25 protein-coding genes are annotated in these 24646 nt (G+C 64.2%); 18 read left to right on the top strand and 7 right to left on the bottom strand.

Features of this window, described 5'->3' with window-relative positions; genetic code table 11:
* The first annotated feature begins 259 nt into the window (after window positions 1-259).
* From VFZ66_12860 to VFZ66_12835, 6 genes are all read left to right on the top strand, one after another.
* Complete coding sequence (locus VFZ66_12860) at window positions 260-988, top strand: hypothetical protein (GenBank protein HEX6290080.1); 729 nt, start codon at window positions 260-262, stop codon at window positions 986-988.
* Window positions 957-1424 (top strand): PspC domain-containing protein, encoded by a 468-nt coding sequence (locus tag VFZ66_12855; protein ID HEX6290079.1) that lies wholly within the window; start codon window positions 957-959, stop codon window positions 1422-1424. The genes VFZ66_12860 and VFZ66_12855 overlap by 32 nt, the downstream gene beginning before the upstream one ends.
* Window positions 1421-2359: a DUF5668 domain-containing protein gene (locus VFZ66_12850; protein HEX6290078.1), complete on the top strand. Its 939-nt coding sequence runs from the start codon at window positions 1421-1423 to the stop codon at window positions 2357-2359. Before VFZ66_12855 ends, VFZ66_12850 begins: the two co-directional genes overlap by 4 nt.
* Before the next feature lie 70 nt (window positions 2360-2429).
* Complete coding sequence (locus VFZ66_12845) at window positions 2430-3017, top strand: flavodoxin domain-containing protein (protein ID HEX6290077.1); 588 nt, start codon at window positions 2430-2432, stop codon at window positions 3015-3017.
* A gap of 160 nt (window positions 3018-3177) precedes the next feature.
* Complete coding sequence (gene adhP / locus VFZ66_12840) at window positions 3178-4200, top strand: alcohol dehydrogenase AdhP (protein HEX6290076.1); 1023 nt, start codon at window positions 3178-3180, stop codon at window positions 4198-4200.
* Between the two features lie 492 nt (window positions 4201-4692).
* Window positions 4693-5142 (top strand): CBS domain-containing protein, encoded by a 450-nt coding sequence (locus VFZ66_12835; GenBank protein ID HEX6290075.1) that lies wholly within the window; start codon window positions 4693-4695, stop codon window positions 5140-5142.
* 105 nt (window positions 5143-5247) lie between these two features.
* Here VFZ66_12835 and VFZ66_12830 read toward each other — a convergent pair whose 3' ends face one another.
* Together VFZ66_12830 and VFZ66_12825 are read right to left on the bottom strand one after the other, a co-directional pair.
* Window positions 5248-6051: a response regulator transcription factor gene (locus VFZ66_12830; GenBank protein HEX6290074.1), complete on the bottom strand. Its 804-nt coding sequence runs from the start codon at window positions 6049-6051 to the stop codon at window positions 5248-5250.
* An 18-nt stretch (window positions 6052-6069) separates the two neighbouring features.
* A complete protein-coding gene (locus VFZ66_12825) occupies window positions 6070-8244 on the bottom strand; it encodes a PAS domain S-box protein (GenBank protein ID HEX6290073.1) in 2175 nt (724 codons plus the stop codon).
* Window positions 8245-8428: 184 nt separating this feature from the next.
* Here VFZ66_12825 and VFZ66_12820 point away from each other — a divergent pair, with 184 nt between their 5' ends.
* The 12 genes from VFZ66_12820 (at window position 8429) to VFZ66_12765 (ending at window position 18189) form a co-directional block, all read left to right on the top strand.
* On the top strand, window positions 8429-8845 hold the full coding sequence (locus tag VFZ66_12820; protein HEX6290072.1) for a response regulator: 417 nt from the start codon (window positions 8429-8431) through the stop codon (window positions 8843-8845).
* Between the two features lie 75 nt (window positions 8846-8920).
* Window positions 8921-9199 (top strand): SHOCT domain-containing protein, encoded by a 279-nt coding sequence (locus VFZ66_12815; protein HEX6290071.1) that lies wholly within the window; start codon window positions 8921-8923, stop codon window positions 9197-9199.
* Between the two features lie 12 nt (window positions 9200-9211).
* A complete protein-coding gene (locus tag VFZ66_12810) occupies window positions 9212-10462 on the top strand; it encodes a universal stress protein (protein HEX6290070.1) in 1251 nt (416 codons plus the stop codon).
* A gap of 29 nt (window positions 10463-10491) precedes the next feature.
* Window positions 10492-11487, top strand: coding sequence for an NAD(P)/FAD-dependent oxidoreductase (locus tag VFZ66_12805; GenBank protein ID HEX6290069.1), 996 nt, complete (start codon window positions 10492-10494; stop codon window positions 11485-11487).
* 115 nt (window positions 11488-11602) lie between these two features.
* Window positions 11603-12034, top strand: coding sequence for a hypothetical protein (locus VFZ66_12800; GenBank protein HEX6290068.1), 432 nt, complete (start codon window positions 11603-11605; stop codon window positions 12032-12034).
* A 3-nt stretch (window positions 12035-12037) separates the two neighbouring features.
* The gene (locus VFZ66_12795; protein ID HEX6290067.1) at window positions 12038-12487 is read left to right on the top strand and encodes a hypothetical protein; all 450 of its coding nucleotides are present in this window, start codon (window positions 12038-12040) and stop codon (window positions 12485-12487) included.
* 58 nt (window positions 12488-12545) lie between these two features.
* Window positions 12546-12773, top strand: a complete 228-nt coding sequence (locus VFZ66_12790) for a DUF542 domain-containing protein (GenBank protein HEX6290066.1) — start codon at window positions 12546-12548, stop codon at window positions 12771-12773.
* 326 nt (window positions 12774-13099) lie between these two features.
* Window positions 13100-14524 (top strand): multicopper oxidase domain-containing protein, encoded by a 1425-nt coding sequence (locus VFZ66_12785; protein ID HEX6290065.1) that lies wholly within the window; start codon window positions 13100-13102, stop codon window positions 14522-14524.
* Between the two features lie 82 nt (window positions 14525-14606).
* Window positions 14607-15326: a thioredoxin domain-containing protein gene (locus tag VFZ66_12780; GenBank protein HEX6290064.1), complete on the top strand. Its 720-nt coding sequence runs from the start codon at window positions 14607-14609 to the stop codon at window positions 15324-15326.
* Window position 15327: 1 nt separating this feature from the next.
* Window positions 15328-15828: a vitamin K epoxide reductase family protein gene (locus VFZ66_12775; protein ID HEX6290063.1), complete on the top strand. Its 501-nt coding sequence runs from the start codon at window positions 15328-15330 to the stop codon at window positions 15826-15828.
* 18 nt (window positions 15829-15846) lie between these two features.
* Window positions 15847-16866: a zinc-dependent alcohol dehydrogenase family protein gene (locus VFZ66_12770; protein HEX6290062.1), complete on the top strand. Its 1020-nt coding sequence runs from the start codon at window positions 15847-15849 to the stop codon at window positions 16864-16866.
* A 192-nt stretch (window positions 16867-17058) separates the two neighbouring features.
* Window positions 17059-18189: a TMEM43 family protein gene (locus tag VFZ66_12765; GenBank protein ID HEX6290061.1), complete on the top strand. Its 1131-nt coding sequence runs from the start codon at window positions 17059-17061 to the stop codon at window positions 18187-18189.
* Window positions 18190-18430: 241 nt separating this feature from the next.
* Here VFZ66_12765 and VFZ66_12760 read toward each other — a convergent pair whose 3' ends face one another.
* The 5 genes from VFZ66_12760 to VFZ66_12740 all read right to left on the bottom strand — a co-directional run bounded on the left by VFZ66_12760 (window position 18431) and on the right by VFZ66_12740 (window position 24316).
* Window positions 18431-19585, bottom strand: a complete 1155-nt coding sequence (locus VFZ66_12760; protein HEX6290060.1) for a cysteine desulfurase family protein — start codon at window positions 19583-19585, stop codon at window positions 18431-18433.
* Window positions 19575-20495, bottom strand: coding sequence for a carboxylating nicotinate-nucleotide diphosphorylase (gene nadC / locus VFZ66_12755; GenBank protein ID HEX6290059.1), 921 nt, complete (start codon window positions 20493-20495; stop codon window positions 19575-19577). The genes VFZ66_12760 and nadC overlap by 11 nt, the downstream gene beginning before the upstream one ends.
* Before the next feature lie 81 nt (window positions 20496-20576).
* Window positions 20577-22166 (bottom strand): L-aspartate oxidase, encoded by a 1590-nt coding sequence (gene nadB / locus VFZ66_12750; GenBank protein ID HEX6290058.1) that lies wholly within the window; start codon window positions 22164-22166, stop codon window positions 20577-20579.
* Window positions 22167-22196: 30 nt separating this feature from the next.
* On the bottom strand, window positions 22197-23441 hold the full coding sequence (gene nadA, locus VFZ66_12745; protein ID HEX6290057.1) for a quinolinate synthase NadA: 1245 nt from the start codon (window positions 23439-23441) through the stop codon (window positions 22197-22199).
* 143 nt (window positions 23442-23584) lie between these two features.
* On the bottom strand, window positions 23585-24316 hold the full coding sequence (locus VFZ66_12740) for an NUDIX domain-containing protein (protein HEX6290056.1): 732 nt from the start codon (window positions 24314-24316) through the stop codon (window positions 23585-23587).
* Window positions 24317-24646 lie beyond the last annotated feature (330 nt).

The following is a 24646-nucleotide window of genomic DNA, read 5'->3' as shown; positions in this document are numbered from 1 at the left end:
CTCCAAATGTCTGGACAAATATAGACAATGATGAATGCCCTGTCAAGCCAGCGGCCCAGCCCGTCTCAGATCCAGGATCGCGCTGGTGAACAAACCTTTCCTCTGGATGGACAACCCTTTCCGCCAAAGCCGCGCCGAAGATCGATCATGGTCTTGAAGTGTGAGAAGCCAGGGCAGCCACCAGATAGAACCATGCGCGCTCGTCGTCAACGGCTGATGGTGTTCCTGGCATCCTCGATTGAACCTCATGGAGGTTGCCATGAAACGCACCAATGCATCGGGAATGATCGGCTTCGCTCTGGTCGTCGCCGGGTTGCTGATTCTGCTTGAGAACTTCGGCTTCTTCGGCGCGGCGAGCGATCTGATCTGGTCGCTGCTGTTCATCCTGGGCGGCCTGGCATTCCTGACTCTCTTCCTACGCGAGCAGGCCCAGTGGTGGGCGGCTATTCCGGGCTTCACGCTGATGGGCATCGGCACGCTGATCGGCCTCGATCAGATCTTCCCGCGCATGGCCGAGATCTGGGGCGGCTCGATCTTCCTGGGGATGATCGGCCTGAGCTTCGTGCTGATCTTTCTGACGCATCCCCGCTACTGGTGGGCGATGATCCCCGGCGGCGTGCTGCTGACGCTATCGGCGGTCGCCGGTTCCGATCGGGTATTCTCCGATCAAGCCAGCGGCAGTATCTTCTTCCTGGGCCTGGCGGTGACGTTTGGGCTGCTCTATCTGATCCCGACGCCCAGCGGGCACATGACGTGGCCGCTGTTTCCGGCAGCAGCCGCGCTGGTGCTTGGCGCGGTAACGTTGAGCAGCGTCGCCTGGGCCTTCAACTATATCTGGCCGGTCGCGGTGATGATCGTCGGCCTCTACCTGATCTACCGCACGCTCCAGCCGCGCCAGCCGGAGGCGACACCCAGCCCGCCAGCAGCGCCGATCTCGGAGACGCAGGAGGAACGCTATGAAGACCAAACTTTACCGCAGCCGCACTAACTCGATGATCGGCGGCGTCTGCGGCGGTCTTGCCGACTATCTCGGCATCGACGTGACGATCGTGCGGCTATTCTTTGTGCTGCTTGCGCTCGGCAACGGGCCGGGCGTCCTGATTTACATCATTCTCTGGATCATCCTTCCGCTGGAAGGCGAAGGAGCGCTCGCCAGCACCACGACGGTCCGCTCCGGCGCGAGCGAGATCGCGGGCCACGCGCGCAACCTGGGCAGCGAGGCGCGCAGCGCGTTCAGCGGCGCTAACCCACAGGCGGGGATGTTAATCGGCTGGGCGCTGCTGTTCTTCGGCGCGTTCTTCCTCGTAGAAAACCTTGACCTGCCGGGGTTCCGCTGGGTGGATAGCGGGATGCTGTGGCCGCTGCTGCTGATCGTCGGCGGCATGGCCCTGATGTGGCGGCGGATGAAAGGAGTAGAGTCATGAGCGTGATGCAAGAGCAAGCCAGGCCAGCCCGTCACGGCGGGCTGGTCGGTCCCGCGCTCCTTGTCGCCGTCGGCGTTGTGTTTCTGCTGAACAACATGGGCATTCTGGCCTGGAGCGTCTGGGATATGCTGTGGCGCTTCTGGCCGGTGGTGCTGATCGCGATCGGCCTGGATCTGCTCGTCGGGCGGCGCATCGGGCAGGCGCTCAGCGCGCTGTTCATTCTGGTGCTGCTGGCGGTGCTGGTAGGTGCCACGCTGATCTACGGCACGTGGTCGGTCGGCCAGGCTATTCCGGCGGGCACGACCTTTAGCCAGCCGATCGGCGAAGCCCGACAGGCGAATATCAACGTTGAGTTTGGCGTGGGCACGCTGCGCGTGAACGCGCTGCCCGAATCGGCCAATCTGATCGAAGGCGCGTTTACGCTGCCCAGCAATGAGCGCGTGATCAGCGACGTGTCGGATCGGAGCGGCACGGCCTATGTCACGCTGCGCAGCCAGTCCACGCAGACCAGGGGCTTCTGGCGCAGCTGGCAGGGCGATCGTGTCTGGGACATTAAGCTCAGCCCCGATCTGCCGTTGCAGCTCAGGATCAACAGCGGCGTCGGCACGGCGCTGCTCAACCTGAGCCAGCTCCAGGTGACGGACCTGACGATCAATACCGGCGTTGGTCAGACCACCGTGACCCTGCCGGAGAGCGGCACGGTGCGCGCCCGCATCGAGGGCGGCGTCGGCGACGCGGTGGTCGTCGTGCCTAATGGCATGGCCGCCAAGATCGATGTGCAGACCGGCCTGGGCCATGTGACGGTGCCCGACAGCTATAGCCAGCAGGATAAGACCTACACGTCGCCCGACTATGCCACGGCCACGAGTCGCGTCGATCTCAGGATTCAAGGCGGCTTAGGCAACATCACGGTGCAGCAGGCGGCGGAGCGGTGAGCGCGGAGGAACGTGGTACATATCTTGGTGGCATGACCTGTAGGGTATATCAGGCGTCAAGGCCTGGCGATTGGCGGGACGAGCCGGTGTCGATCCCGCCAATCGTCTATACGCGACCGGGCGGGAGCGACGGGATACGATGGGCGCGCGAGTGTTGGTATCATACGCCAGCCAGTTCGGCGCGACGCAGGCCATCGCCGAGACGATCGGCGCGGCGCTGCGCGAGGCCGGGGCGGAGGTCGACGTGCGCCTGGTGCTGGATGTGAACGATCTGAGCGGCTATCAGGCCGTGATCGTCGGCAGCCCGATCTACAACGGACAGTGGCTACCGGAGGCGATCTATTTTGTCCAGCATTACGAGGCGACGCTGCGCCAGATGCCGGTGGCCTATTTCGTGGTTTCGATGACGATGCGCGAAGACACTCCCGAACATCGCCAGCGGGTGCTGGAGTACCTCGCGATGGTTCGAGAGGCCGCGCCGACGATCGAGCCGGTGGACATCGGACTCTTCGCCGGAAAGCTGGATTACCACAACTTGCCGCTGCTGGACCGCGTGCTCTTCTGGCTGCGCGAGCGTCTGCCGAGCGGCGACTTCCGCAACTGGAACGTCGTCCGCACCTGGGTGGAGCGTGTTCGTCCAGAGCTAACCAAGAACTGAGCAAAAGAACAAGAGCATAGAACCAAACGTCCAACTTCCTTCGTGTCCGCCTGTTCCCCGACGTTAAGATACCTCTACGATCAGTTGTCCTTTCTTCACGAGATGCGCCGTCCCGGCACGTATGCTACACGCAGTGGTGTGCAAGGAAAGGACGGCAGCCATGCGCCAGACGATGAAAGCTGCGGTTGTACACTCATTCCACGAGCCGCTGACGATCGAACACGTTGCGGTGCCGACGCCCGGCCCTGGACAGGTATTGATTCGCGTCGTCGCCAGCGGCGTGTGCCACACCGATCTGCATGCCGCCGATGGCGACTGGCCGATCCGCCCCAGGCTACCGTTCATCCCCGGACACGAGGGCGTCGGCTATGTCGCCGCGCTCGGCTCCGGCATCACTCTGCTCAAAGAGGGCGATCGAGTGGGCGTGCCCTGGCTCCACAGCGCGTGCGGCGCCTGCGAGTACTGCCTGACAGGCTGGGAAACGCTCTGTCCTGAGCAGCAAAATACCGGCTACTCCGTCGATGGCAGCTACGCCGAGTACATCGTAGCCCCGGCCCGTTACGTCGGTCGGCTGCCCGATGCGCTGGGCTTTGTCGACGCAGCGCCGATTCTGTGCGCTGGCGTGACCACGTATAAAGGGTTGAAAGAAACCGACACGAAGCCCGGCGACTGGGTGGTGATTTCGGGCATCGGCGGGCTGGGCCATATCGCCGTGCAGTACGCGCAGGCAATGGGCCGCCGTATTGCGGCGGTGGATATTGCCGACGACAAGCTGGCGCTCGCGCGCGAGCTGGGCGCGGAGGTGGTGATCAACGCGGCGAGAGCCGATCCGGTCGCGGAGATTCAGCGGCAGATCGGCGGCGCGCACGGCGTGCTGATCACGGCAGCCTCGTCCGGCGCGTTCCGTCAGGCGATCGGGATGCTGCGGCGGGGCGGCACCTGCGTACTGGTTGGCCTGCCGCCAGGCGATTTTTCCACTCCGATCTTTGATGTCGTGCTGCGGCGGCTGACCATTCGCGGCTCGATCGTCGGCACGCGCAAAGATTTGCAGGAAGCGCTGGAATTTGCTGCTGCGGGTAAGATCCAGGCGACCACCGAGGTCGAGCCGCTGGAAGCGATCAACTCGGTTTTCGATCGGCTGCGGAGTGGCGATGTCCAGGGCCGGGTTGTGCTGCAATTCTAGCGCGGAATCACGGCGGATGGTCGGGAAACATCGGTTCCAGGCTTCGAGTTCAACGTCCGGGGGTCAGGACGGTTTGAGTTCTGCGTTGCGTGCCCATGTGATCCCCGGTTCCCGTGCTCTGGTGCTCCCTTGTTCTCTGGTCCTCGGTAGCCCTGTCGATCCTTGATAAACCGCTGGCACGCCGCATTGATCGAGATGGTAGTGTGGAAATCCGCGATTTGCAGCGGAGCGGATCGTCTCTTGTGGTGTGACCGTACCTGACACACGGGTAGGGTACGATGGCTGAGCGTCAAACACACGTGTGGTCCGTCAAGCGGTGTATAAACCACTTAACGCTGACGGCTGCAACAACCCTAATCCTTGCCACGTCAAACATTTACCTTGACCACAGCCGCTTTTCAAAGCTATCACGCGACCGCCGATGACTTCAATCCACGATCTAAGCGCTGGCAATAAGGAGTTACTATGAATCTCCCGTGTGTACAGGATGTCATGCACAATACAGTGGTGGCAGTTGCGCCTTCCGCACCGTTATCGCTGATCAATCGTTTGTTTGCAGAGCAGAATGCCAGTCACCTGCTTGTCATCGACCAGGGCCAGCTCGTGGGGATTATCACCGAGCGCAACATCCAGCGCGCGATGTGGTCGTCGAACCTGCCGATTCATCTGGCTGTCTCAGGCGCGCACTACGAGACGGCCATTGCCGGCGAGATCATGACCAGGATGCCGGTGACGATCGACGCGAGCGCATCGATTCTACACGCCGCCGAGCTGCTGATTAAGCAGCGCGTCGATGCGCTGCCCGTCCTGGCCGACGGCCTGCTGGTCGGCTTGCTTTCGGAGCAGGCAATGTCGCGGGCGATGGTCGCCTACGCACGGCAGGCGGCAGATACCTACCACCTGAAGCAGCCAGCCGCCGCGAATGTAGGGCTGGTCTATTAGCGCAGCCTCCAGGAGCCTGTTCGGGAGTCCCAAGTTCCAAGTTCCAAGGTTCCGGTTCTTGGTTCTTGGTGCTCCGTTTGCTCTCTTGTTCCCTCGTTCTGTGCCCTAGCCAGCCGCCTCGCTGGCTGACGCCGAGAGCAGATAGCCCGTGCCGCGAACCGTCAGAATATAGCGCGGATTGGACGGATCGGGCTCCAGCTTTTGGCGGAGATGGTACATGTGGGGCTTGACCAGCTCAGCCGCCTCGATCGAATTGGCCTCGTAGCCCTGCGCGCACTGCACAATCTGCTGATAGCTCATCACCTGCCCGGCCTGCTGCGCGAGACAGACCAGAATCCGGAACTCGGTCGGCGTCAGATTCAGCGTTTGATCGCCGCGCCGCACCGTCTGATTCCAGGTCGAGATCTGGATATCGCCCACGGATAGCCAGCGCTCGGACGACTCAGCGCGCTGCTGTTCGGCCTCGTTGTGGCCGCCGAGCTGGTGTACCACCGATTGCAGCATCGTCATCAATTGCTGCTGGCGGCGCTGCTCCTGCTGCTGCTTCAGCGCCGACGCGACCCGATCCAGCACATCGCGGGGGCTGGCGGTTTTGAGCATATAGTCGAAGACGCCCATGTGCATACTATCCAGGGCGCTATCTAACGATCCGTGTCCCGTCAAAATAATGATCGCCACCTCTGGCTGTAGCTCGCGCGCGCGTTTCGCCACGTCCGTCCCGCTCAACCCCGGCATTTTCAGGTCGAGCAGCAGGAGATCGAATGGACGCTGGTGGACGAGCGCGAGCGCGGCCTCGCCGTTCTCTGCCGTCAACACCTCGTATCCGCGCCGCCGCAGCAGATCGCTCATCGTCAGCCGGATTGGCTCCTCATCGTCTACGACGAGCACACGGGCCGGTTCTTGGGTCATAAACACGTGCTCCTTTGGTTAAACGTGTGTCTCGTAGGGCAGTATCACGCGAAATGTGCTGCCCTCACCAACGCTACTCTCCACCTCGATGCGGCCACCGTGCTGTGTGACAATATGAGCGCTGATCGATAAGCCCAGGCCCGTGCCATGCGGCTTATTGGTCCAGAACGGCTCGAACAAATGCTCGCGGGCCTCTTCCGGAATACCGATGCCGGTATCCTGAATCTCAACCAGCGCGACGGTCGGCCCGGCCTCGGTGCGCACGGTCAGCGTGCCGCCCTCAGGCATCGCGTCGATCGCGTTGAGGACGAGGTTGAGAAACACCTGTCGCAGTTGGTCGGCGTTACAGATCACGGGCAGCAGGTCGTGCGCCGGGGCGAAGATCATATTGATCGCGCCGTGGCGCAGATTAAGGCCGGCCAGCGCCAGGGTTTCCTCCAGCAACTGGTTGAGATCGTTCTGTGCCATCTCGCCGCGCGCGGGGCGGTAAAAGTCGCGCATGCGCTCGATGATGCCTGCGATGCGCGTCAGTTGATCGCTCGCCATGCTGAAATAGGGCGACGACCGCAGCTCGGCGGGCAGATCTTCTTCCAGCAAAAACAGGCTGTTGCGCGCGGCGTAGAGCGGGTTGTTGATCTCGTGGGCGATCGACGCCGCAAGCTGCCCAACGGCAGCGAGCCGCGCTGCCTGGAGCATTCCGGCCTCTGCGTAGTCCAGGCGCTCGGCCATCGAGCGCTGCTGCTCTTCCAGCCGCGCCAGCTGGTTCGAGAGCGTCATCTGGCGCTGCTGGTTGTGCTCCTCAAGGATTGCCGCCGCCGTAAAGTTCGCCAGGCCCTCCAGCGTCGTCTGCGCGTCGGCGGCAAACGGCCCATCTCCTGAGACGCGCAGCAAGAGGAGCACGCCGATCACGTCACGATGCGCGCGCAGCGGGATTGCCACCGCGCCCGTCGGCGGCGCGTCGAGACACAGCCCGCGCAACACGCGCTCCCGGTCATTCGTCCGCATTTCGGGCACCAGCGCCTCGAACTCAGCCGCGCTGTTGGTGATCTGCAAACGCTGCGTGGTGAAGGCCAGGCCAATGATGCCAAAATCGATCGGGCGGGTGAAGCTCGGCACGCGGTTAAACCCGGCGCTTGCCCGCAGCGACAACCGCTGCCCTTCGTCCTCGGCAAGATAGATCGCGCCGCGCTGCGCTTCGGGCACGACTGTCAGCGCGTGGCTCAAGGCGCGCTCCAGCACGGCATCCAGACCGCGCGCCCCGAACAGCTCTTTGCTGAAGGTCAGCAGCGTATTCAGGTAGGCGGTGCGGCGCTGAACCTGGCGCTCAAGCTCTTCTGCGGCCCGCTTACGATCGGTGATGTCGCGCAGAATCACGGTGAAGGTTTTGTCGTCGCCGCTGCTCAGCTGCGAGATCGAGGCGTCGGCGGGAAACTCCTCGCCATTTTTGCGCAGCCCGAAGATCTCCTTGCGCTCGCCCATCCGCCGCGCAACCTGCCCCGACTCGCCGAACATCTGGACATGCTGGCGATGGATCGCGCGGAAGCGCTCTGGCAGCAGGATGTTGAGCGGCTGCCCGATCACCTGCTGCGCGCTGTAGCCGAAGATCTTTTCCGCGCCCTGGTTGAAGAGCCGGATGATCTGCGCCGTGTCCACCGAAATAATCGCGTCTTCGGCGATGTCGAGCACGCCCGCGAGCCGGGCCTGCGATGCCCGCAGCTCAACTTCGATGCGTTTGCGCTCGGTGACGTCGCGGATCACGCTTGTCACCAGGAGTCCGTCGGCGGTCTGAAGCGGGCTGAGGCTGACCTCAACCGGGAACTCGGTGCCGTCTTTGCGCCGCGCGATCAGATCTTTGCAGATGCCCATCGGGCGCGTGCGCGGATCGGCCTTATATGCGGCGCGATGCTTGAGATGTAGCGTATGGAAGCGATCGGGCATCAGCAGCTCGATCGGCTGTCCGAGCAGCTCGTGCTGCGTATAGCCGAAGATCGACTCGGCGACCTGATTGGCTACGACCACGCGGCCCATGTGATCCACAATGACGATCGCATCGGGAGCGGCGTGCAGCAGCGCCTGAAAGGTGGGCTCCGCCTGCAACTGCTGAACAGCGGCTATTTCCACCCGATTCATGCTCAGCTCGGCTTGAGCGTGATCGGAGGGCTGCGCCGCCTGCTCTGATCCTGTCTTGCGCATGGGCATCCTACTTCCTAGGGGGTATACGTTGCAACCTCCTTGGTATGATACTCGTTTCTAACAGGCCGATCAACTAGCCTTGGTTGCGATGTTAACACGTTCCGTAAGTGTATAACTACCTCAGGTCGATCCTCACTGCCTATACTAGCAGAACGATAGATATGTGTAAGCAGGAATGATTATCATGGCGGTACATGTTCTGATTGTCGATGCTGATATGAGCGCGGCTGCGGTGACACATGCGATTGTCAAGCGTGTAGCGCCTGAGGCGACGGTGGTATGTGAGTCAACGTCCGACCGGGGCTGGCTGAGTATCCAGCAGATGACCCCGGACGTGCTGATTATCGATCCGGTCGTCCAAGGCCCCGGCGGCACGCTCTTGATTCAACTCTGCAAAGAAGAACATCCGGCGATGCGGATCGTCGTGCTGGCTTCGCTGCCGACGCCCGCGCTGCGCGCTACCGTGAAGCGTCTGAACATCGACGTGTATCTGGAAAAACCGGCGGCGATGGCGGCACTGGCGGATAAGCTGCGCACCCTCATCTTAAGCCGCGAAGCAGCAGGACTCGTCATCCCGTTGCCGAATATTCACCATCCGTAGAGCAATAGATACCCCACGCTCCCGGTGCGCGCTTATGCTACACCTAGAAGCGCGATGCAAGGGAGGTGGATCGTCATGATGCAAGCCTATGCGACCATGCCGTGGTGGATGATCATCAGCATGATCGCGTTCTGGATTGTGATAGCGACGCTGATCCTGTTGATCGTCGTCCAACTAACGCGCAGCATTCAGCCACGACGTGAAACGCCGCTGGAGGTTGCGCAGCGGCGCTTCGCCATGGGCGAGATAGGCCGGGCGGAGTTCGAGGAGGTACGCCGCGTGCTGAGCCAGGCGCCAGCATCCGTCGGCGAGACGAGCACGCCTTCGGCGGCAACGATCGGCTCGATAGAGTAGAAGGATACAGCTATGCATGTTCTCGTAATACATGATATCGCCGGTCGTCACGATCGTCTGGAGGCGCTGCACGAGCGCGAGCGACTCACGCAGGTCGACGCGGTGCTCCTGCTGGGTAGCCTCCTGGCCCGACAACCGGCTGCTCAAGCTTCCGGCTCGCACCCTGTGACGGGTGCTGCGCCCAAGAACGGTACGCTGCTCTATCAGGAGATGGGGCGGATCTTCGATACGCTCGGCCTGTTTCAGGCCCCGGTGTACCTGATCCCCGGCGAGCACGATCCCTCAGTGGCGGCGGTGAGTCAGGCGCTGCACCTGTACCAGGGAGCCACCAGGCTGCATCTGATCCATCGCACCGCAGCGCCGCTGGGCGTCGAAGATGTGGTCGCCGGTTTTGGCGGGCTGCTGACGACGACCCAGGAGATTACCTCGCCGATCCAGTTTCCGGCATGGGAGGCCCGTGTTGCGTTCGAGCACCTGTCGGCGTACAACACCATGTTCAAAACGGCACACCGCCGGATCTTTCTGTTTGCGACGCCGCCGCGCGGCAAGCATATCGATCTCCAGGGCGGCATGCATGTCGGCGTGCAGCTGCTCAACTATCTGATCGGCGCGTATCAGCCGCATCTGGTCTGCTGCGGCGGCCCTGCCAGCGGGCGCGGCATCGAGGTGATCAATGGAGCCCACGTGGTCAACCCTGGCTCGCTGGCCGATGGCTCGTACGCCATCGCCGATCTAGACCATGATCAGGTGCGGGTTGAGCTGCTGCCTGAGCCGATTCCGTCCACGCCGACGCTGTTCCGCTCGATCACGGTCGCGCTTGACGGATCACTGGAGTCGTGGCGCGCGCTGGAGCTGGCGGCGGGCCTGGCGCATACGTCGAGTGCGCAACTGACGCTGGTCTATGCCTTCGAGTCGGTGCGCACGGTTCTGGGCGAGCCCTACCTTGAGGATACGGTCGGCAAGCGTATAGCGCAGGGCGAGCATCTGCTGGAATCGGCGGCGTTCTATGTGGCGGATCTGCTACCGCAGTGCGAGGTGGTGGAGGGTCCGGCGGCGGAGGCGATCCTGCGCGTCTCCGAGGCGCACGGCGCCGACCTGATCGTGATGGGCTCGCGTGGCATGGGATCGATCAGCTCGATCCTTGGCAGCGTCAGTCGCCGCGTGCTTCAGCAAGCCTCCTGTCCGGTGCTGATCGCGCGCCACGGGCCGCAGAACGCAACACTCCTTGAGCTGAGCGCGCGGCAGATCACGGCGCGCGATTAGACGCGCCACAGGTTGAGGGGAGCACAGGCATGTATGACCTGATCATCATCGGCGGAGGACCGGCAGCGGTCGCGGCGGCCTTTCATGCCCAGGAAAAACAGCTCGATGCCGTCATGATCTACGAAGATCTGGGCGGTAAGGTTGGCTGGCGCGAAAGTCTGGTCGGTCACGATCTGGATCAGCAGCGTCACCGCGAGGCGCGTTGGCAGGTTCAGTGGTCGACAGCGCAGGTGCAGCATACGACGCCATACCTGCCAGCCAACGACCTGGTACGCATGCTGATCAGCCGCGCGATGAAATCGGGCCGCGTGATCCATGATCGCGTGCTTGGTATCTCGCCGGGTCTGTCGTTCTTCAGCGTCGAAACGCAGGCGCAGGGTGTGCTGCAAGCGACCGCGATTCTGGTTGCTACGGGCGCGACACCGCTGCGCCTGAACGTGCCGGGCGCGCACCGGCTGATCGATCCTGGCATGAGCTACTCGATCGCGACGTACGCGCAGCAGGTTGCCGATCAGTCGGTCGCGGTGATCGGCGGCACCACGCGGGCGCTGCTGGGCGCTGCCGAGCTGGTCTGGACGGCGGCGCGGGTCTATCTGGTGGTGCCGAACGCCGAGCAGTTGGCGAATCCATTGGCGCACATGCTGATCCAGCAGCCGAACGTCGAGGTCTTTCCCGGCTACGAGGTGGTCGAGGTCAGCGGCACGCAGACGCTCCGAGAGCTGGTGCTGATGCGCGGAGGCGAGATCCATACGATCACGGTACAGCATGCCTTCGTCGATCTGGGGCTGGTGCCTAACAGCGAGGTCGTCCGTGCGCTCGTCAAGACCGACGCGCATGGCTTTATCGTCGTCGATCAGCACAACGCCACGTCCGCGCCTGGGATCTTCGCGGCGGGCGACGTGACAACGACCGCAGCCGAGCAGGTGATGGTAGCGATCGGCGACGGCGCGCGGGCGGCGATCAGCGCGTATACCTACATTCTGAGCCGCTGGCTGGCTACCGAGCGCATGGCGCGGCCCGCGTAGCTTCAGGCGGCGGGGAGCACGGGAACGACGAAACAAAGAAGTTGTACGTTTTGGTCTATTGTTCGGTTGCTCTATTGTTCATTCGTTTGGTTCTTGGTTCTTACAAACGATTCCTATGCCAACCATCACACGTACGCTGATTAAAACCGCGATGGTCTATCTGCTCGGCGGAATGCTGCTGAGCGCGCTCTGGCTGGTGCAGCTCGCCTGGCCGATCTATCCCCTGCTTGCGTATCTTCAGCCGACCGCGATTCATCTGATCGTCGTCGGCTGGCTGACCCAACTGATCTTCGGCGTGGCGCTCTGGATGTTCCCGATCTGGTCGAAGGAGCAGCCACGCGGCGCTGAGTGGCTCACCTGGCTCTGCTACGGGCTGTTGAACGCCGGGCTGCTGCTGCGTCTGGTGGCGGAGCCGCTCAACGGCTATCGGCCAGGGGCGGCGCTGGCCTGGACGCTGGTGCTATCGTCGGCGCTGCACGTGCTGGCGGTCTGGATCTTCGTCGGGCTGGTGTGGAGCCGTGTGCGCGCCAGGCACGGCGGGAGGTAGCCGATGCCGCGTCTAAGCTGCTGGTTTGTCAAGGCCGCGCTGCTGCATCTGGCGGTCGGCGTGCTCCTGGGCGGGCTGATCCTCAGCGCAAAGGGCCTCCCGACGATCTTCGGCTGGGCCTGGCTGCTACTGCCGACGCATATTCAACTGCTGGTCGGCGGCTGGCTGATCCAGCTTGCGCTCGGCGTGGCCTACTGGATCTTGCCGCGTCTCACGGGCGCGGGCGAGCGCGGTCGTCCGCGTTGGGCCTGGCTAAGCTTCGGCGCGCTCAACGCCGGTGTGCTCGGCGCGGCGCTGGCCCTGCCGCTTTGGTCGCTGTACCGCACGCCGTGGCTGGGCGGCACGCTGGCGCTGGCGGCGCTGTTGCAGGTGGTGGCGCTCGGCGCGTTCATCTGGCACGCCTGGCCGCGTCTTCAGCCGATCCCGCAGCCCGTACCGGCGCAGCGAGCCTAGCGCGTTATAAGCTGCTGTCGGCGAGTGAACACCCTTCGTTGTCGAAAGGAACACAACCGTGACTATTAATCAACACCTTCCGGTGTCGGCAGCGATCGACGGTGCCGACACCCTCAACGAGATCGTCGCGCGCTACCCGCAGACGCTCCCGGCGCTGCAAGGCTTTGGCCTCGATACCTGCTGCGGCGGCGGGCTACTGCTGCGGACTACGGCTGAGCACCACCATCTCGACCCCGATCAAGTGCTGCGGGTGCTTCAGGCGATCGTCGAAGGAGACGAGCGGTGAGCAGCGGCACACCCTTATTCGCGATCACGGCGCTGGTGAGCGCGGGCTGGCTGATGCAGGATTTCGCCTGCGCAGGCCAGGGAAAGCTCATCCTCCTGGTTCCTGGCTCCCGGCTCTCCCCTTGTTCTTTGCTCCTGTGTTCTCGGCGTGCCGTATCACAGCGCGATCTGTGACGAAAGCGCAACCGAGCGTAACTACTTCTTTCCGCATCGCTCCGCCCGCGACCGCTATAGTGCAGGTTAGTAACCTCAAGTCTTTCTCACCTGTTCGATGGCGCGCTGATCCGAGATCTGGCGCACGTCGGATTAGCAAAAGAGGCAAGCCCTATGCACCAGTTTCACCGTCTACGTTGGGTCGCGTTGAGCGCGCTGCTGGTCCTCGTCTTCGGGATCGCGTTTTACAGCAACACCCCTCCGACAACATCCGGCGCTACTCCGGCAAAAGCAAATGCCAACCCGCCGACGACCCGGCTCACAGGTTCGGGCCTGGCGACACAGCAAGTCAGCAATGCTACGGTGGTCGGCACGATCGAGATCCACGGCTTCGACATGGGCTTCAAGCCCGCTACGCTGAACGTCGAGCAGCCGGGACGCTACACGGTCAAGTTCGTCAACGACGGCGTGATACTGCATGATGTGACGTTCCCGAACGGCGTTAAGATCGTGGCGGACGGCGGCCAGAGTGCGAGCGCGGAGGTGGATATTCCGGCAGAAGGCTTTACGTTTATCTGCTCGGTGCCAGGCCATGCGCAGGCGGGGATGAAAGGCACGATCACCGTTGGGGCAACTGCCGCGACAGGCGCGGGCGGCGGCAACGCAGGCGGCGATCATGGCGGTCCACCGCCCGCCAGCGATGTGCAGCCCGACGCGAGCGCTCCCAGGTACACGCCCTTCGATGCAGCCGCGCCCAAGGCGCTGAGCGGCACGACCCACGACATCGATCTGGTGATCGAAGAAAAAGAGATGACCGTCGCCGAGGGCTTTGTGCAGAAGGTCTGGACTTTCGGCGGCACGGTGCCCGGCCCGGTTATCCGTGTCCGCGTGGGCGATACCGTGCGTATCCATCTCAAGAACCCGACGAGCAGCGAGCTGCCGCACTCGATCGACTTCCACTCCAGCCAGGTGGCCTGGAACGACGAGATGACCTCGATCAAGCCGGGCGAGGAGAAGCTGTACGAGTGGAAAGCCGATTACGCGGGCGTGTGGATGTATCACTGCGGCACGGCTCCGGCGCTGCACCACATCGCCAACGGCATGTACGGCATGGTGATCGTCGAGCCGAGCGATGGCCTGCCGCAGGTTGATAAAGAGTTCGCGCTGGTGCAGAGCGAGTGGTATCTCGGCCCGCAGAAGGATCTGACCAGCCTGGATAAGGCGGCGGCTGCCGCGCCCGCGCCGGACTATGTGGTCTTCAACGGCGTTGCCAACCAGTACAAAGATCATCCGCTCCAGGTGGGCACCGGAGAGCGCGTGCGCATGTTCGTGCTCAACGCCGGGCCGAGCGTCGATAGCTCGTTTCATGTGGTCGGCACGATCTTCGATACGGTGATCAAGGAAGGCTACCAGCTCACGCGCGACAATCCGGGCCACTACGGCTCGCAGGTCGTCGATCTCTCGCCAGCCCAGGGAGCGATCGTCGAGTTCACGACAGCGGAGGATGGACTCTATCCGATCGTCACGCACGCCTTCAACTTCGTGGGACGCGGCGCGCTCGGCCTCATCCAGGCTGGCGACGGCGATCCGCTGAAGTAGCCTGACATACCGTTGATGGTTGTGCGTGTCGTCGATCCGGCGACGCGCATAGCCTGTTTCTCAGGAGAAGGGAGCAATCATTATGCAGGCACAACGACAACGAGGCCGCGAGGTTCCTGCCAAACGCTCACCTCTGCCGATCTTTTATACGATCATCGCGCTGATCGCCCTTGTCGGCGGCGGCGCGTTACTTTGGAGCATCGCCGCGCGTCCGGCAGCGCCCACAGGCGAGGGCAACACCAGCGGCGTCCACCCGCTGAGCGCGCCGGTCGGCACGACGCCCGAAGGGTTTTACTACAAGGGCAGCCCCGACGCGCCGGTCAAAGTGATCGAGTACGCCGATTTCCAGTGCCCGGCCTGCGCCAATGTCTTCCAGGCGATTGAGGGTACGATCGACCAGCGCTACGTCGAGACAGGCAAGATCCAGTTGATCTTCCACGACTTCCCGCTTCAGCAGCACGACAACGCGATCCCAACCGCCGCGGCGTCGCGCTGTGCCGGTGAGCAGGGCAAGTTCTGGCCGATGCATAATCTGCTCTTTGCCCGCCAGCGCACATGGAGCGACGATCGCGACATCACGCCGCGTCTGCTGGGCTATGCCAGCGATCTGGGCCTCGATCAGGCGGCCTTCTCAACCTGTCTCGTCAGCGAGAAGTACGTGCCAGCGCTGCGCGACAGCGCCGCCGCCGCGATCGGGAGCGGCATCGACAGCACGCCGACGTACCTCGTAGACGGCACGAAGGTGACGGCCCCCGAACTCGAAGCGGCGATCGAGGCCGCGCTTCAGGCGAAGGGCAACTGAGATGCAGGCCCGAATACTGTATGCGCGGATGATCGCGGCGCTGCTGGCGCTGCTGGGTCTGCTCGACGCCGCGTATCTCACGCTCAACCGCTATCAGCATAACATTGCGCTGGTCTGTCCGGTTGGCGCTGGTTGCGAGGCGGTTCAGGCCAGCCGATGGAGCACGCTGCCACCCGGCGGCGGCCTTCCGGTGTCGGTGATCGGCATGGCGGGCTACGGCCTGCTGCTGGCTCTGGCGCTGGCCGGGTTGCATCGTGAGCGCCTGGGGCCGCTGTCGATCGCGACGGCGCTGCTGGCGCTGGCAGGCGGTGGGCTGCTGCTGTCAAACTACTTCATGGCGCTTCAGCTCTTTGTGATTCGGGCGCTCTGCTTCTGGTGTATCATTTCGGCGCTGCTGGAGCTAGGAATCTTCGGCGCGGCGCTCTACGGCTGGATCGTGCAGAAAGAACGACGTTCACAGCTCACCGTTCACAGCCCACCGTTTAAAGAACTCGAAACTTGAAACTTGAAACGAGGTCCTATGTTTGCAATGCTGCTGGACAGGCCGCGACAACCGCTGCGCGCCGCCGAGGTGCCGATCCCAACGCCCGCCGACGACGAGGTGCTGATTCGCGTTCATGCCTGCGGGCTGTGCCGCACCGATCTGCATGTCGTCGACGGCGAGCTGACACAGCCGAAGCTGCCGCTGATCCCCGGTCATCAGATCGTGGGCAGCGTGGCGGCGTGCGGCGAGCGGGTAGAGCGCTTTGTCACCGGCGAGCGCGTGGGAGTGCCCTGGCTGGGCGCGACCTGCACCCACTGCCGCTACTGCCGCTCAGGCCGCGAGAACCTGTGCGATCAGGCGCGCTTCACCGGCTACCAGATCGATGGCGGCTACGCGGAGTACACCGTCGCCGATCAGCGCTTCTGCTTCCCGCTGCCCGCCGACTATCCCGACCTTCAGGCCGCGCCGCTGCTCTGCGCCGGGCTGATCGGCTACCGCTCGCTGCGCATGGCCGAAGATGCCGAGCGAATCGGGCTGTACGGCTTTGGCGCGGCGGCGCATATCGTGATTCAGGTGGCGCGGCATCAGGGGCGGCGCGTCTTCGCCTTTACCCGTCCCGGCGATCACGAGGCCCAGCAGTTCGCGCGCGACCTTGGCGCGATCTGGGCGGGCGATTCGGGCCAGGCACCGCCCGAAGAGCTGGACGCCGCGATCATTTTCGCGCCGGTCGGGGCGCTGGTGCCAGCCGCGCTGCGCGCTGTGGGCAAAGGCGGCACCGTGGTCTGCGGCGGCATCCACATGAGCGACATTCCCTCGTTTCCGTACGCGATCCTGTGGGGCGAGCGCAGCGTGCGCTCGGTGGCAAACCTGACGCGACGCGACGCCGAGGAGTTTCTGGCGCTCGCGCCTCAGGTGCCGGTACGGACCAGCATCCAGCCGTTTCCGCTCGCGGCGGCCAACGAGGCGCTCGCGGCGCTGCGCAGCGGTCAGATCCACGGCGCGGCGGTGCTGGTCGTCGATCCGGCGCTCATGCCGGAGGAGCGCCCGCTCCGATAACCGCAGCGCTATGCTCTGCCTACCGCTCGTCGGGACTTTTGGAGCATGCCGATCGGCGGCGGCGTCGCGATAATAGATCGACATTCGTGCGCCAGATCAACTCCCCTCAGGATTATCCATGCTTTGGAGCTATGCCGCGCCCGTGGGTAGCTCGTCGTAGACTGGCGCACACTCATCATGGAGAGCATCGCAATGCCCGACCAGCACACGGAAGTAACGCATACCGGCTTTTTCAGCAACCTGTTCAACTCGTTTATCGGCGCGCTGCTCGGCGTGCTCCTCTTCTTCGCATCCTTCGTGGTCTTGTGGATCAACGAGGGCACGGTCAATCTGGCGACGATCGCCCGGCAGAGCACGCCCGTTACCGCCGCCTCCGTCGATCCGGCGATGGAGGGCAAGCTGATCGCCGCGACCGGCAAGCTTGCGACGACCGAAGCGCTAGGCGATGCCTCGTTGCTGCGCGCTCAGCGCTACCTGCGGCTAGAGCGCAGCGTCGAAATGTATGCGTGGGTCGAGCATACCCGCAGCAGCACGACCAAGAACGTCGGCGGCAGCTCGACGACCGAGACGACCTACAGCTACGAGAAGGAGTGGACCTCCGACCCGGAGCGGTCAAGCTCCTTCAGGTACCCCGGAGGCCATGAAAATCCTGAGCTGGAGTTCGAGAGCCAGAGCTGGACGGCCAGCAGCGCGACCATCGGCGCGTACAGCGTCAATCCCCGCGAGCTGGAGCTGCCCGAAGCGACGGCGGTCGCGCTCGACGAGGAAAACACCGAGGCCAGCGCGTCTTGGCTGGTGCGGAATAATTACCTCGTCAGCAGCGCAAGCGCGCTGACGCAGCCGAAGATCGGCGATGTTCGTATCCGCTACGCGGCGGTGCCAAATAACACGGATGTGACGCTCTTCGGCAAGGCCAGCGGCGCGCAGATCGTGCCATACGAGGCTAAAGGCACGTCGCTCTACCGCGCCTTCACCGAGAATCGCGAGCAGGCGATCGAGACGCTCGACACGGAGTATCACCTGTGGATCTGGATCGTCCGCGCGATCGGCTTCATGATGATGTGGATCGGCCTGATGCTCTGCTTCTCGCCGGTCAACACGGTGCTGAATATTCTACCTTTCCTCGGCAGCGCCAGCAGCTTCCTGACGGGCCTGATCATGTTCTGTATCGCGCTCCCGCTGTCGATCGTGACGATCGTGGCCTCGATCATCGCCCACAACATCTTCCTGCTGATCGGTCTGCTGCTGCTGTTGCTCGGCGGCATTGTGCTCTGGAGCCGCATCCGTCGGCCAAGGCTGGCAGCGCAGCCAGCGTCAATCTGACCGCCGCTACCACAGCCCAAAAACTGCCAGCCGCTCGACCAATAACTGGTCGAGCGGCTGGCATAACAGGTTTCTTTGTTTTTGTAACAGGGAAGGAAATTCCTTACCGCTGACTCCGCTCTGCACGCTTTGGTGCTGGTGGGGAATGTAGGAGATGTCGTAGCACATCGAGCCTGTCTCTACTATAGTCGGTCGACCTTACCGTACACCTTACCACCGAGCACAGTTTGAAGCACCTGCTTTAGATCACGTGCTCCACGCCACGCACCGCCGCCACAATCGCGGGCAGCCGCTCGGCCACCCACTCGATCTGCTCCGGCGTGTTGGTGAGTCCCAGCGTGAGCCGCACGGCGGTATGCGCCAGATCGTCGGGGATGCCCATCGCCGTCAGCACATGCGACGGCTCGCTTTCGCCCGCCGCGCAGGCCGAGCCGCTGGAGCAGGCGATGCCGTGATCGGCCAGCGCGACCAGCACGGCCTCGCCCGCGACGCCTCCGAAGCAGAAGCTCGCATGGCCCGGCAGCCGCAGCGTCGGATGGCCCGTCAGGATCGCGCCGGGCACGTCTTCAAGAACGCTCCGGATCAGCCGATCGCGCAGATCAGCGAGCGTGCGTGAGTCGTGGCTGCGAACCAGTTGCAGCGCGGTCGCCAGCCCGACGATCCCGGCGACATTCTCGGTGCCCGCCCGCCGATCGCGCTCCTGGTGCCCGCCGTAGATCTGCGGCAGCAGGGGCGTGCCCCGCCGCACGTAGAGCGCGCCCACGCCCTTAGGACCGTAGCACTTATGCGCCGAGATCGTCAGCAGATCGACGCCCAGCGCCCGTATGTCGACCGGCAGCGTCGGTAGCGCCTGCACCGCGTCGGTGTGCAGCGCAATGCCGCGCGGGCGAGTCAGCGCCGCGATCTCGGCGAGCGGCTGGATCGTGCCGACCTCGTTGTTGGCGAGCATGACGCTGACCAGGATCGTGCGATCGTCGAGGGCGTGCTCCAGCGCCACAAGATCGACCAGCCCGGATCGATCGACGGGCAGATACGTGACCCGAAAGCCATGCACGCGCTCAAGGTAGGCGCAGGTGCGCAGCACGGCATGATGCTCGATCTGCGTGGTGACGATGTGATCGCCACGGTCGCGCGCGGCGAAGGCCACGCCCTGCAACGCGAGATTATTGCTCTCGCTGCCGCCGCCGGTAAACACGATCTCGCTCGATCGCGCGCCGATGGTGGTCGCTACCGTCTGCCGCGCCCAATCGACCGCAGCGCGCGCCTGCTCCGCCATCGGGTAGCGCCCCGACGGGTTGCCGAACTGCTGCGTGAAGTAGGGCAGCATCGCGTCGAGCACGCGCGCATGGACCGGCGTGGTCGCGGCGTGATCGAGGTAGATCGTCTCAGCGTCCATCGCCGCGCTCCCAGACAAAGTCAAGGCCGATGTCGAGCGCCGGGGCGGAGTGCGTGAGCGCGCCCACCGAGATCAGATCGACGCCCGCCGCCGCCAGCGCGCGCACCGTCTCCAGATTCACGCCGCCGGATGCCTCGGTCAGCGCCCGCCCATCGATCAGCGCGACCGCCTCGCGCAGCGTCGCGGGCGGCATGTTGTCGAGCAGGATCGCATCAACGCGGGCTTCGAGCGCCGCCGGAATCTGATCGACGCGATCGACCTCGACCTCGATCTTGATCGCGTGCGGCAGCGCTTGCCGCGCCCGATCGATCGCCTCCGGCAGCGTCAGGCCGTGCTGCCGCAGCGCGACCAGATGGTTATCTTTCACCAGCATCATGTCGCTCAGGTCGCGGCGATGGTTATGGCCGCCGCCCGCGCGCACGGCGTACTTCTCCAGCGCGCGCAGCCCCGGCGTCGTCTTGCGCGTATCGACGATGCGCGCCCGTGTGCCGCGCACCGCCGCGACGTAGCGCGCCGTCAGGCTAGCGATGCCGCTGAGCCGCTGCATAAAATTGAGCGCCACGCGCTCACCCCGCAGCAGGCTGCGCGCCGAGCCGCTCACGCTGGCGATCGGCTGATCGGGCGTCACGAAGGTGCCGTCCGTCACCTGCGCTCCGAAGCGCAGCGCCGGATCGACCAGCCGATAGACCGCCGCCGCCACGTCGAGCCCGGCGATCACCCCCGCCCGCCGTGCCCGAAATACCGCCGTCGCCTGCACTGCCGACGGCACGAGCAGATCCGAGGTAATATCGCCGCGACCGAGATCTTCGGCCAGCGCTCGCTCGACGATCTGCTGAAGCTCGCCCGGCGTGAGATAGTGCGAGAGATCGACGGCGGGCAGCGCGAAGGAAGCCGTTTCTGGATTGATCATCGATGTGCTCCGTATATAGTGTCAACAGCATGGTTGAATAACGATGAACAGGCGTAAGCATTTCCACGTGACATAACGTACTCAACAGGCCGCCACGCAAGCCTCGCGCATCTCGACGGCCTGCCGCCGCCCACCCGTGACGACGATGCGACGCTGCCACAGCGGGCGGCTCTGCGGCAGATCGGAGCGGTAATGTCCGCCGCGACTCTCGGCGCGCTGCCGGGCTGCGGTCGCCATCAGCCAGCTCAGCAGCAGTTGATTCGACAGCTCGTGGTCGGCGATCGTCTGGGGCGCGGGCAGATGGGCATTCCAGCGCGCGAGCGTTTCGATCGCCCGATCCAGACCGGCGGCGGTACGCACCAGCCCGACATGCTCCCACATCACCTGCTGGGCGGCCTGTTTGGTCGGCGGCACTGGCGCGGGCGGCTGCCTCAGATCCAGCGTCGGCTCGATCACGAGGTCAGGCAGTAGCGCAGGCCGTCGATCCGGCTCCTCATTCTGTGCTGACCGCTCGATCGTTCGCCGCACGATTCGCCCGCCGAAGACAATCCCTTCGACCAGCGAGTTACTCGCCAGGCGGTTAGCTCCATGCACGCCCGTACACGCGACCTCGCCGCATGCATAGAGGCCCGGCAGTGTTGTCTCGCCCCAGATGTTGGTGGACACGCCGCCCATGAAGTAGTGCGCGGCAGGCGCGACCGGCAGAAGATCGGCGGCGATGTCGAGGCCCAGGCTGTCGCAGAACGCGCTGATCGTCGGGAAGCGCCGGTGTGTGCTCGCGGCGTCGAGGTGGCGCAGATCGAGGAAGACCGGCCCGCCCGTGCGCTGCATCTCGGCGACGATCGCGCGCGCCACAACATCGCGGGGTGCAAGCTCGGCCTGCGCCGCGTAGCGCGGCATGAAGCGCTCGCCCTCGGTGTTGCGCAGGTAGGCGCCCTCGCCGCGCACTGCCTCCGAGATCAAAAACGTTGGCTGGCCTGGAACCTGCAAGGCGGTCGGGTGGAACTGGTAGAACTCCAGATCGGCCAGCGCCGCGCCCGCGCGGTAGGCCAGCGCCACGCCATCGCCGGTCGCAACGCCGGGATTGGTGGTATAGCGGAAGAGCTGGCCCGCGCCGCCGCAGGCTAGAATTATGTGCCGCGCGCGAAACAGCTCCGGCTCGCCGTCGCCGCGCTGCGCCCAGACGCCCACGGCCCGGCCCCGCTCCACGACGATCTCGACAACGTAGGTATGCTCGCGGATCGCGACACCGGCCTGGTGCAGCGCCGCGCACAGCGTCAGCTCGATATGCCGCCCGGTGGCATCGCCGCCCGCGTGCAGAATCCGCCGCGCCTGATGCGCCGCCTCCAGGCCGAGCGCAAGCTGGCCCGCGTGCGTATCGAAAGGCACGCCCAGGCGGATCAGGTCGTAGATCCGCGCTGGTGCTTCAGCGGCCAGGACGCGCACCGCCGTCGGATCGCACAGGCCCGCGCCAGCCGCCAGCGTATCGTCGTAGTGCAACTGCGGGCTGTCGGCCATCCCGATCGCCGCCGCGATGCCGCCCTGCGCGTAGCGCGTGTTGCTCTCGGCCAGCGCGGCCTTCGTGATCACCAGCACGCGACCGTGCCGCGCGGCCTGAAGCGCCGTAAACAGCCCGGCGATCCCGCTGCCGATGATGATGTAATCGTACATAGCTGATGCCCTCATACGAATCAAAACCGATTACCGCAGCGCCAGCATGCGCTCCAGCGCGACACGCGCCCAACGCCTAGTGGTATCGTCCACGCCGATCCGATTGACGACACGGTCTTCCAGCAGGTTGTCGAGCACCCAGGCCAGATACGCCGGGTGAATGCGGTACATCGTCGAGCACGGGCAGACCACCGGATCGAGGCAGAAGATCAGCTTGTCGGGATGCTCCTGTTGCAGCCGTCGCACCATGCTGATCTCGGTGCCGACCGCCCACTGCGTGCCGGGCGCGGCAGCCGCAATCCTGGCAAGAATCAGCTCGGTCGAGCCGTACAGATCGGCGGCCTGCACCACGGGCAGCTCGCACTCCGGGTGGACGATCACCGTGATGCCGGGGTAGTCGCGGCGGGCCTGCGCGATCTGCGCGACGGTGAAGCGCTTGTGGACCGAGCAGTGACCTTTCCAGAGGACGATGCGAGCCTGCCGCAACTGTTCGGGCGTGTTGCCACCAAGCGGCCTGCGCGGGTCCCACACCACCATCTGCTCGAGCGGAATGCCCATTGCCCAGCCGGTATTGCGGCCCAGGTGCTGATCGGGAAAGAACAGCACGCGCTCGCCGCGCTCAAAAGCCCAGCGCAGCACGCGATCGGCGTTGGATGACGTGCAGACGCCGCCGCCATGCTCGCCGCAGAACGACTTGAGCGCCGCCGCCGAGTTCATGTAGGTGATCGGGACGATCGGCTGCCGTGGGCCGTCCGCCGCTCCGTAGAGATCGGAGAGGGCGTCCCAGGCATCCAGCACATCGTCCACGTGCGCCATGTCGGCCATCGAGCAGCCAGCCGCCATGTTCGGCAAGATCACCTGCTGGTGAGGCTGCGCCAGGATGTCGGCGCTCTCGGCCATGAAGTGAACGCCGCAGAAGACAATGTAGTCGGCCTCTGTGCGGGCCGCCGCCTGCTCCGAGAGCTTGAACGAGTCGCCGCGTAGATCGGCGTAGCGGATGATCTCGTCGCGCTGGTAGTGATGGCCCAGGATCAGCAGCCGCGCGCCAAGCGCCGCTTTAGCCTGGCGAATCCGCCGATCGATCGCGGTCAGATCCATGCTGCGGTACGCGGCGGGCAGCGCGGGCTGCGTCGGCGCGTGGAGCGGTATCGGATCGGCCTGGCTGGCACCGGGGCCGTACTGCGGGCGTAGCGGCGCGTCGAAGTGCCACGGATCGAAGCTGAGCTGCGGAGAGCATGTCGTCTCAAGCGGGCGTTCGGGCAACAGGATAGCCATAGCGGTGTCCTTTGGAAAGTAAAGGTTATAGATACCTTTACTTGAGCTATAAAAAAAACGAGTTCAAAGTTCAACGATTCGAGTTCCAGGGTTCAAGTTTCGAGCTCGTCGAACTTTGAACTTTGAACCTGGTTCTCGGTGCTTCAGCTCGGCGGGCCTGGAAAGAGCTGTTCGGGCGTCAGCTTACAGCGGTAAAGCTGCGGCGGTCGGTGCGCGCCGCCCTCGACGCGCTTGCCGGTCGAGACGATCGTGCCGCTGGCCTCGACCTTGCGCCGAAAGTTGGTCGGGTCGAGCGGATGGCCCAGGATGACCTCGTACGCATTGCGCAGATCGGCCAGGGTAAACGTCGGCGGCAACAACTGGTAGGCGACATAGGCATAGCTGACTTTATTGCGCAGCCGCCATAGCGCATAGCTCAAGATCGCATCATGATCGAAGGCCAGCGGCCTGGGCACCTGCTCAGCCGGAAACCAGCGCGCCTCGCGATCGGTCTGCGCCTCCGGCAACTGCGCCGCCGTGCTGGACACAAGCGCGTAGTAGGCCACCGCAATGCGGTGCTCGCGCGGGTCGCGGTCGGGCCGCCCAAAGGTGTACAGCTGCTCAAGATAGGTCGGCGTCAGCCCCGCTTTGGTGTGCAGATGCCGCCGCGCGGCCTCTTCCAGGCCCTCCCCGGTACGCACCCAGCCGCCGGGCAGCGCCCACAGGCCCGCGTAGGGCGGCTTTTTGCGCCGCACGAGCAGCACCGATAGCTCTTGCTGCTGCGCGCCTGGCTGGAGGCTGAAGATAACCACGCTCACGCCGACCGTCGGCCAGGGTTCGGCATCGACGAGATCGGGCGGGCTCTGTGCTGGAAGCTGGCTCGGCTGATCGCTCATGCTTGATACTAATAGTTAGATGTACCTTTACCCTAACTATGATACCACATTCGGCGTGTTCGGTAAATCCATCATCGGCAGCGAACAGGGAAGCTGCAATATCGAGAGAACGAAGTAGGCGAGCAGCGCTACTGGCCTGTCTGGATTCTGACAGGCGTGCAGTTGTGGGGCTGCGTCTGAATCGCAGCCCCAGCGCGGTATCCCGATTGTGGAAGCCAGTGGGGACTCCCTGTGGTTCGTCAACGACAATCAGCCGACGACACATCTCACGTAGTCGCTGGAGGTTGGGCATACAGCCTTCCGCCAGAAGTCGCTCGACCATCACGGGCG

This window comes from Herpetosiphonaceae bacterium (assembly GCA_036374795.1).
Taxonomy (GTDB): domain Bacteria; phylum Chloroflexota; class Chloroflexia; order Chloroflexales; family Kallotenuaceae; genus LB3-1.
Note: the sequence above shows the minus strand (reverse complement) of the source record. Positions and strands in the feature narration are given on the sequence as shown.

What these genes read in the sequence shown, in the direction of transcription:
- VFZ66_12860 (HEX6290080.1), top strand. Translation starts at nt 260, where the DNA reads ATGAAACGCACCAATGCATCGGGAATGATCGGCTTCGCTCTGGTCGTC.
- VFZ66_12855 (HEX6290079.1), top strand. Translation starts at nt 957, where the DNA reads ATGAAGACCAAACTTTACCGCAGCCGCACTAACTCGATGATCGGCGGC.
- VFZ66_12850 (HEX6290078.1), top strand. Translation starts at nt 1,421, where the DNA reads ATGAGCGTGATGCAAGAGCAAGCCAGGCCAGCCCGTCACGGCGGGCTG.
- adhP (HEX6290076.1), top strand. Translation starts at nt 3,178, where the DNA reads ATGCGCCAGACGATGAAAGCTGCGGTTGTACACTCATTCCACGAGCCG.
- VFZ66_12835 (HEX6290075.1), top strand. Translation starts at nt 4,693, where the DNA reads ATGCACAATACAGTGGTGGCAGTTGCGCCTTCCGCACCGTTATCGCTG.
- VFZ66_12830 (HEX6290074.1), bottom strand. Translation starts at nt 6,051, where the DNA reads ATGACCCAAGAACCGGCCCGTGTGCTCGTCGTAGACGATGAGGAGCCA.
- VFZ66_12825 (HEX6290073.1), bottom strand. Translation starts at nt 8,244, where the DNA reads ATGCGCAAGACAGGATCAGAGCAGGCGGCGCAGCCCTCCGATCACGCT.
- VFZ66_12820 (HEX6290072.1), top strand. Translation starts at nt 8,429, where the DNA reads ATGGCGGTACATGTTCTGATTGTCGATGCTGATATGAGCGCGGCTGCG.
- VFZ66_12815 (HEX6290071.1), top strand. Translation starts at nt 8,921, where the DNA reads ATGATGCAAGCCTATGCGACCATGCCGTGGTGGATGATCATCAGCATG.
- VFZ66_12810 (HEX6290070.1), top strand. Translation starts at nt 9,212, where the DNA reads ATGCATGTTCTCGTAATACATGATATCGCCGGTCGTCACGATCGTCTG.
- VFZ66_12805 (HEX6290069.1), top strand. Translation starts at nt 10,492, where the DNA reads ATGTATGACCTGATCATCATCGGCGGAGGACCGGCAGCGGTCGCGGCG.
- VFZ66_12800 (HEX6290068.1), top strand. Translation starts at nt 11,603, where the DNA reads ATGCCAACCATCACACGTACGCTGATTAAAACCGCGATGGTCTATCTG.
- VFZ66_12795 (HEX6290067.1), top strand. Translation starts at nt 12,038, where the DNA reads ATGCCGCGTCTAAGCTGCTGGTTTGTCAAGGCCGCGCTGCTGCATCTG.
- VFZ66_12785 (HEX6290065.1), top strand. Translation starts at nt 13,100, where the DNA reads ATGCACCAGTTTCACCGTCTACGTTGGGTCGCGTTGAGCGCGCTGCTG.
- VFZ66_12780 (HEX6290064.1), top strand. Translation starts at nt 14,607, where the DNA reads ATGCAGGCACAACGACAACGAGGCCGCGAGGTTCCTGCCAAACGCTCA.
- VFZ66_12775 (HEX6290063.1), top strand. Translation starts at nt 15,328, where the DNA reads ATGCAGGCCCGAATACTGTATGCGCGGATGATCGCGGCGCTGCTGGCG.
- VFZ66_12770 (HEX6290062.1), top strand. Translation starts at nt 15,847, where the DNA reads ATGTTTGCAATGCTGCTGGACAGGCCGCGACAACCGCTGCGCGCCGCC.
- VFZ66_12765 (HEX6290061.1), top strand. Translation starts at nt 17,059, where the DNA reads ATGCCCGACCAGCACACGGAAGTAACGCATACCGGCTTTTTCAGCAAC.
- VFZ66_12760 (HEX6290060.1), bottom strand. Translation starts at nt 19,585, where the DNA reads ATGGACGCTGAGACGATCTACCTCGATCACGCCGCGACCACGCCGGTC.
- nadC (HEX6290059.1), bottom strand. Translation starts at nt 20,495, where the DNA reads ATGATCAATCCAGAAACGGCTTCCTTCGCGCTGCCCGCCGTCGATCTC.
- nadB (HEX6290058.1), bottom strand. Translation starts at nt 22,166, where the DNA reads ATGTACGATTACATCATCATCGGCAGCGGGATCGCCGGGCTGTTTACG.
- nadA (HEX6290057.1), bottom strand. Translation starts at nt 23,441, where the DNA reads ATGGCTATCCTGTTGCCCGAACGCCCGCTTGAGACGACATGCTCTCCG.
- VFZ66_12740 (HEX6290056.1), bottom strand. Translation starts at nt 24,316, where the DNA reads ATGAGCGATCAGCCGAGCCAGCTTCCAGCACAGAGCCCGCCCGATCTC.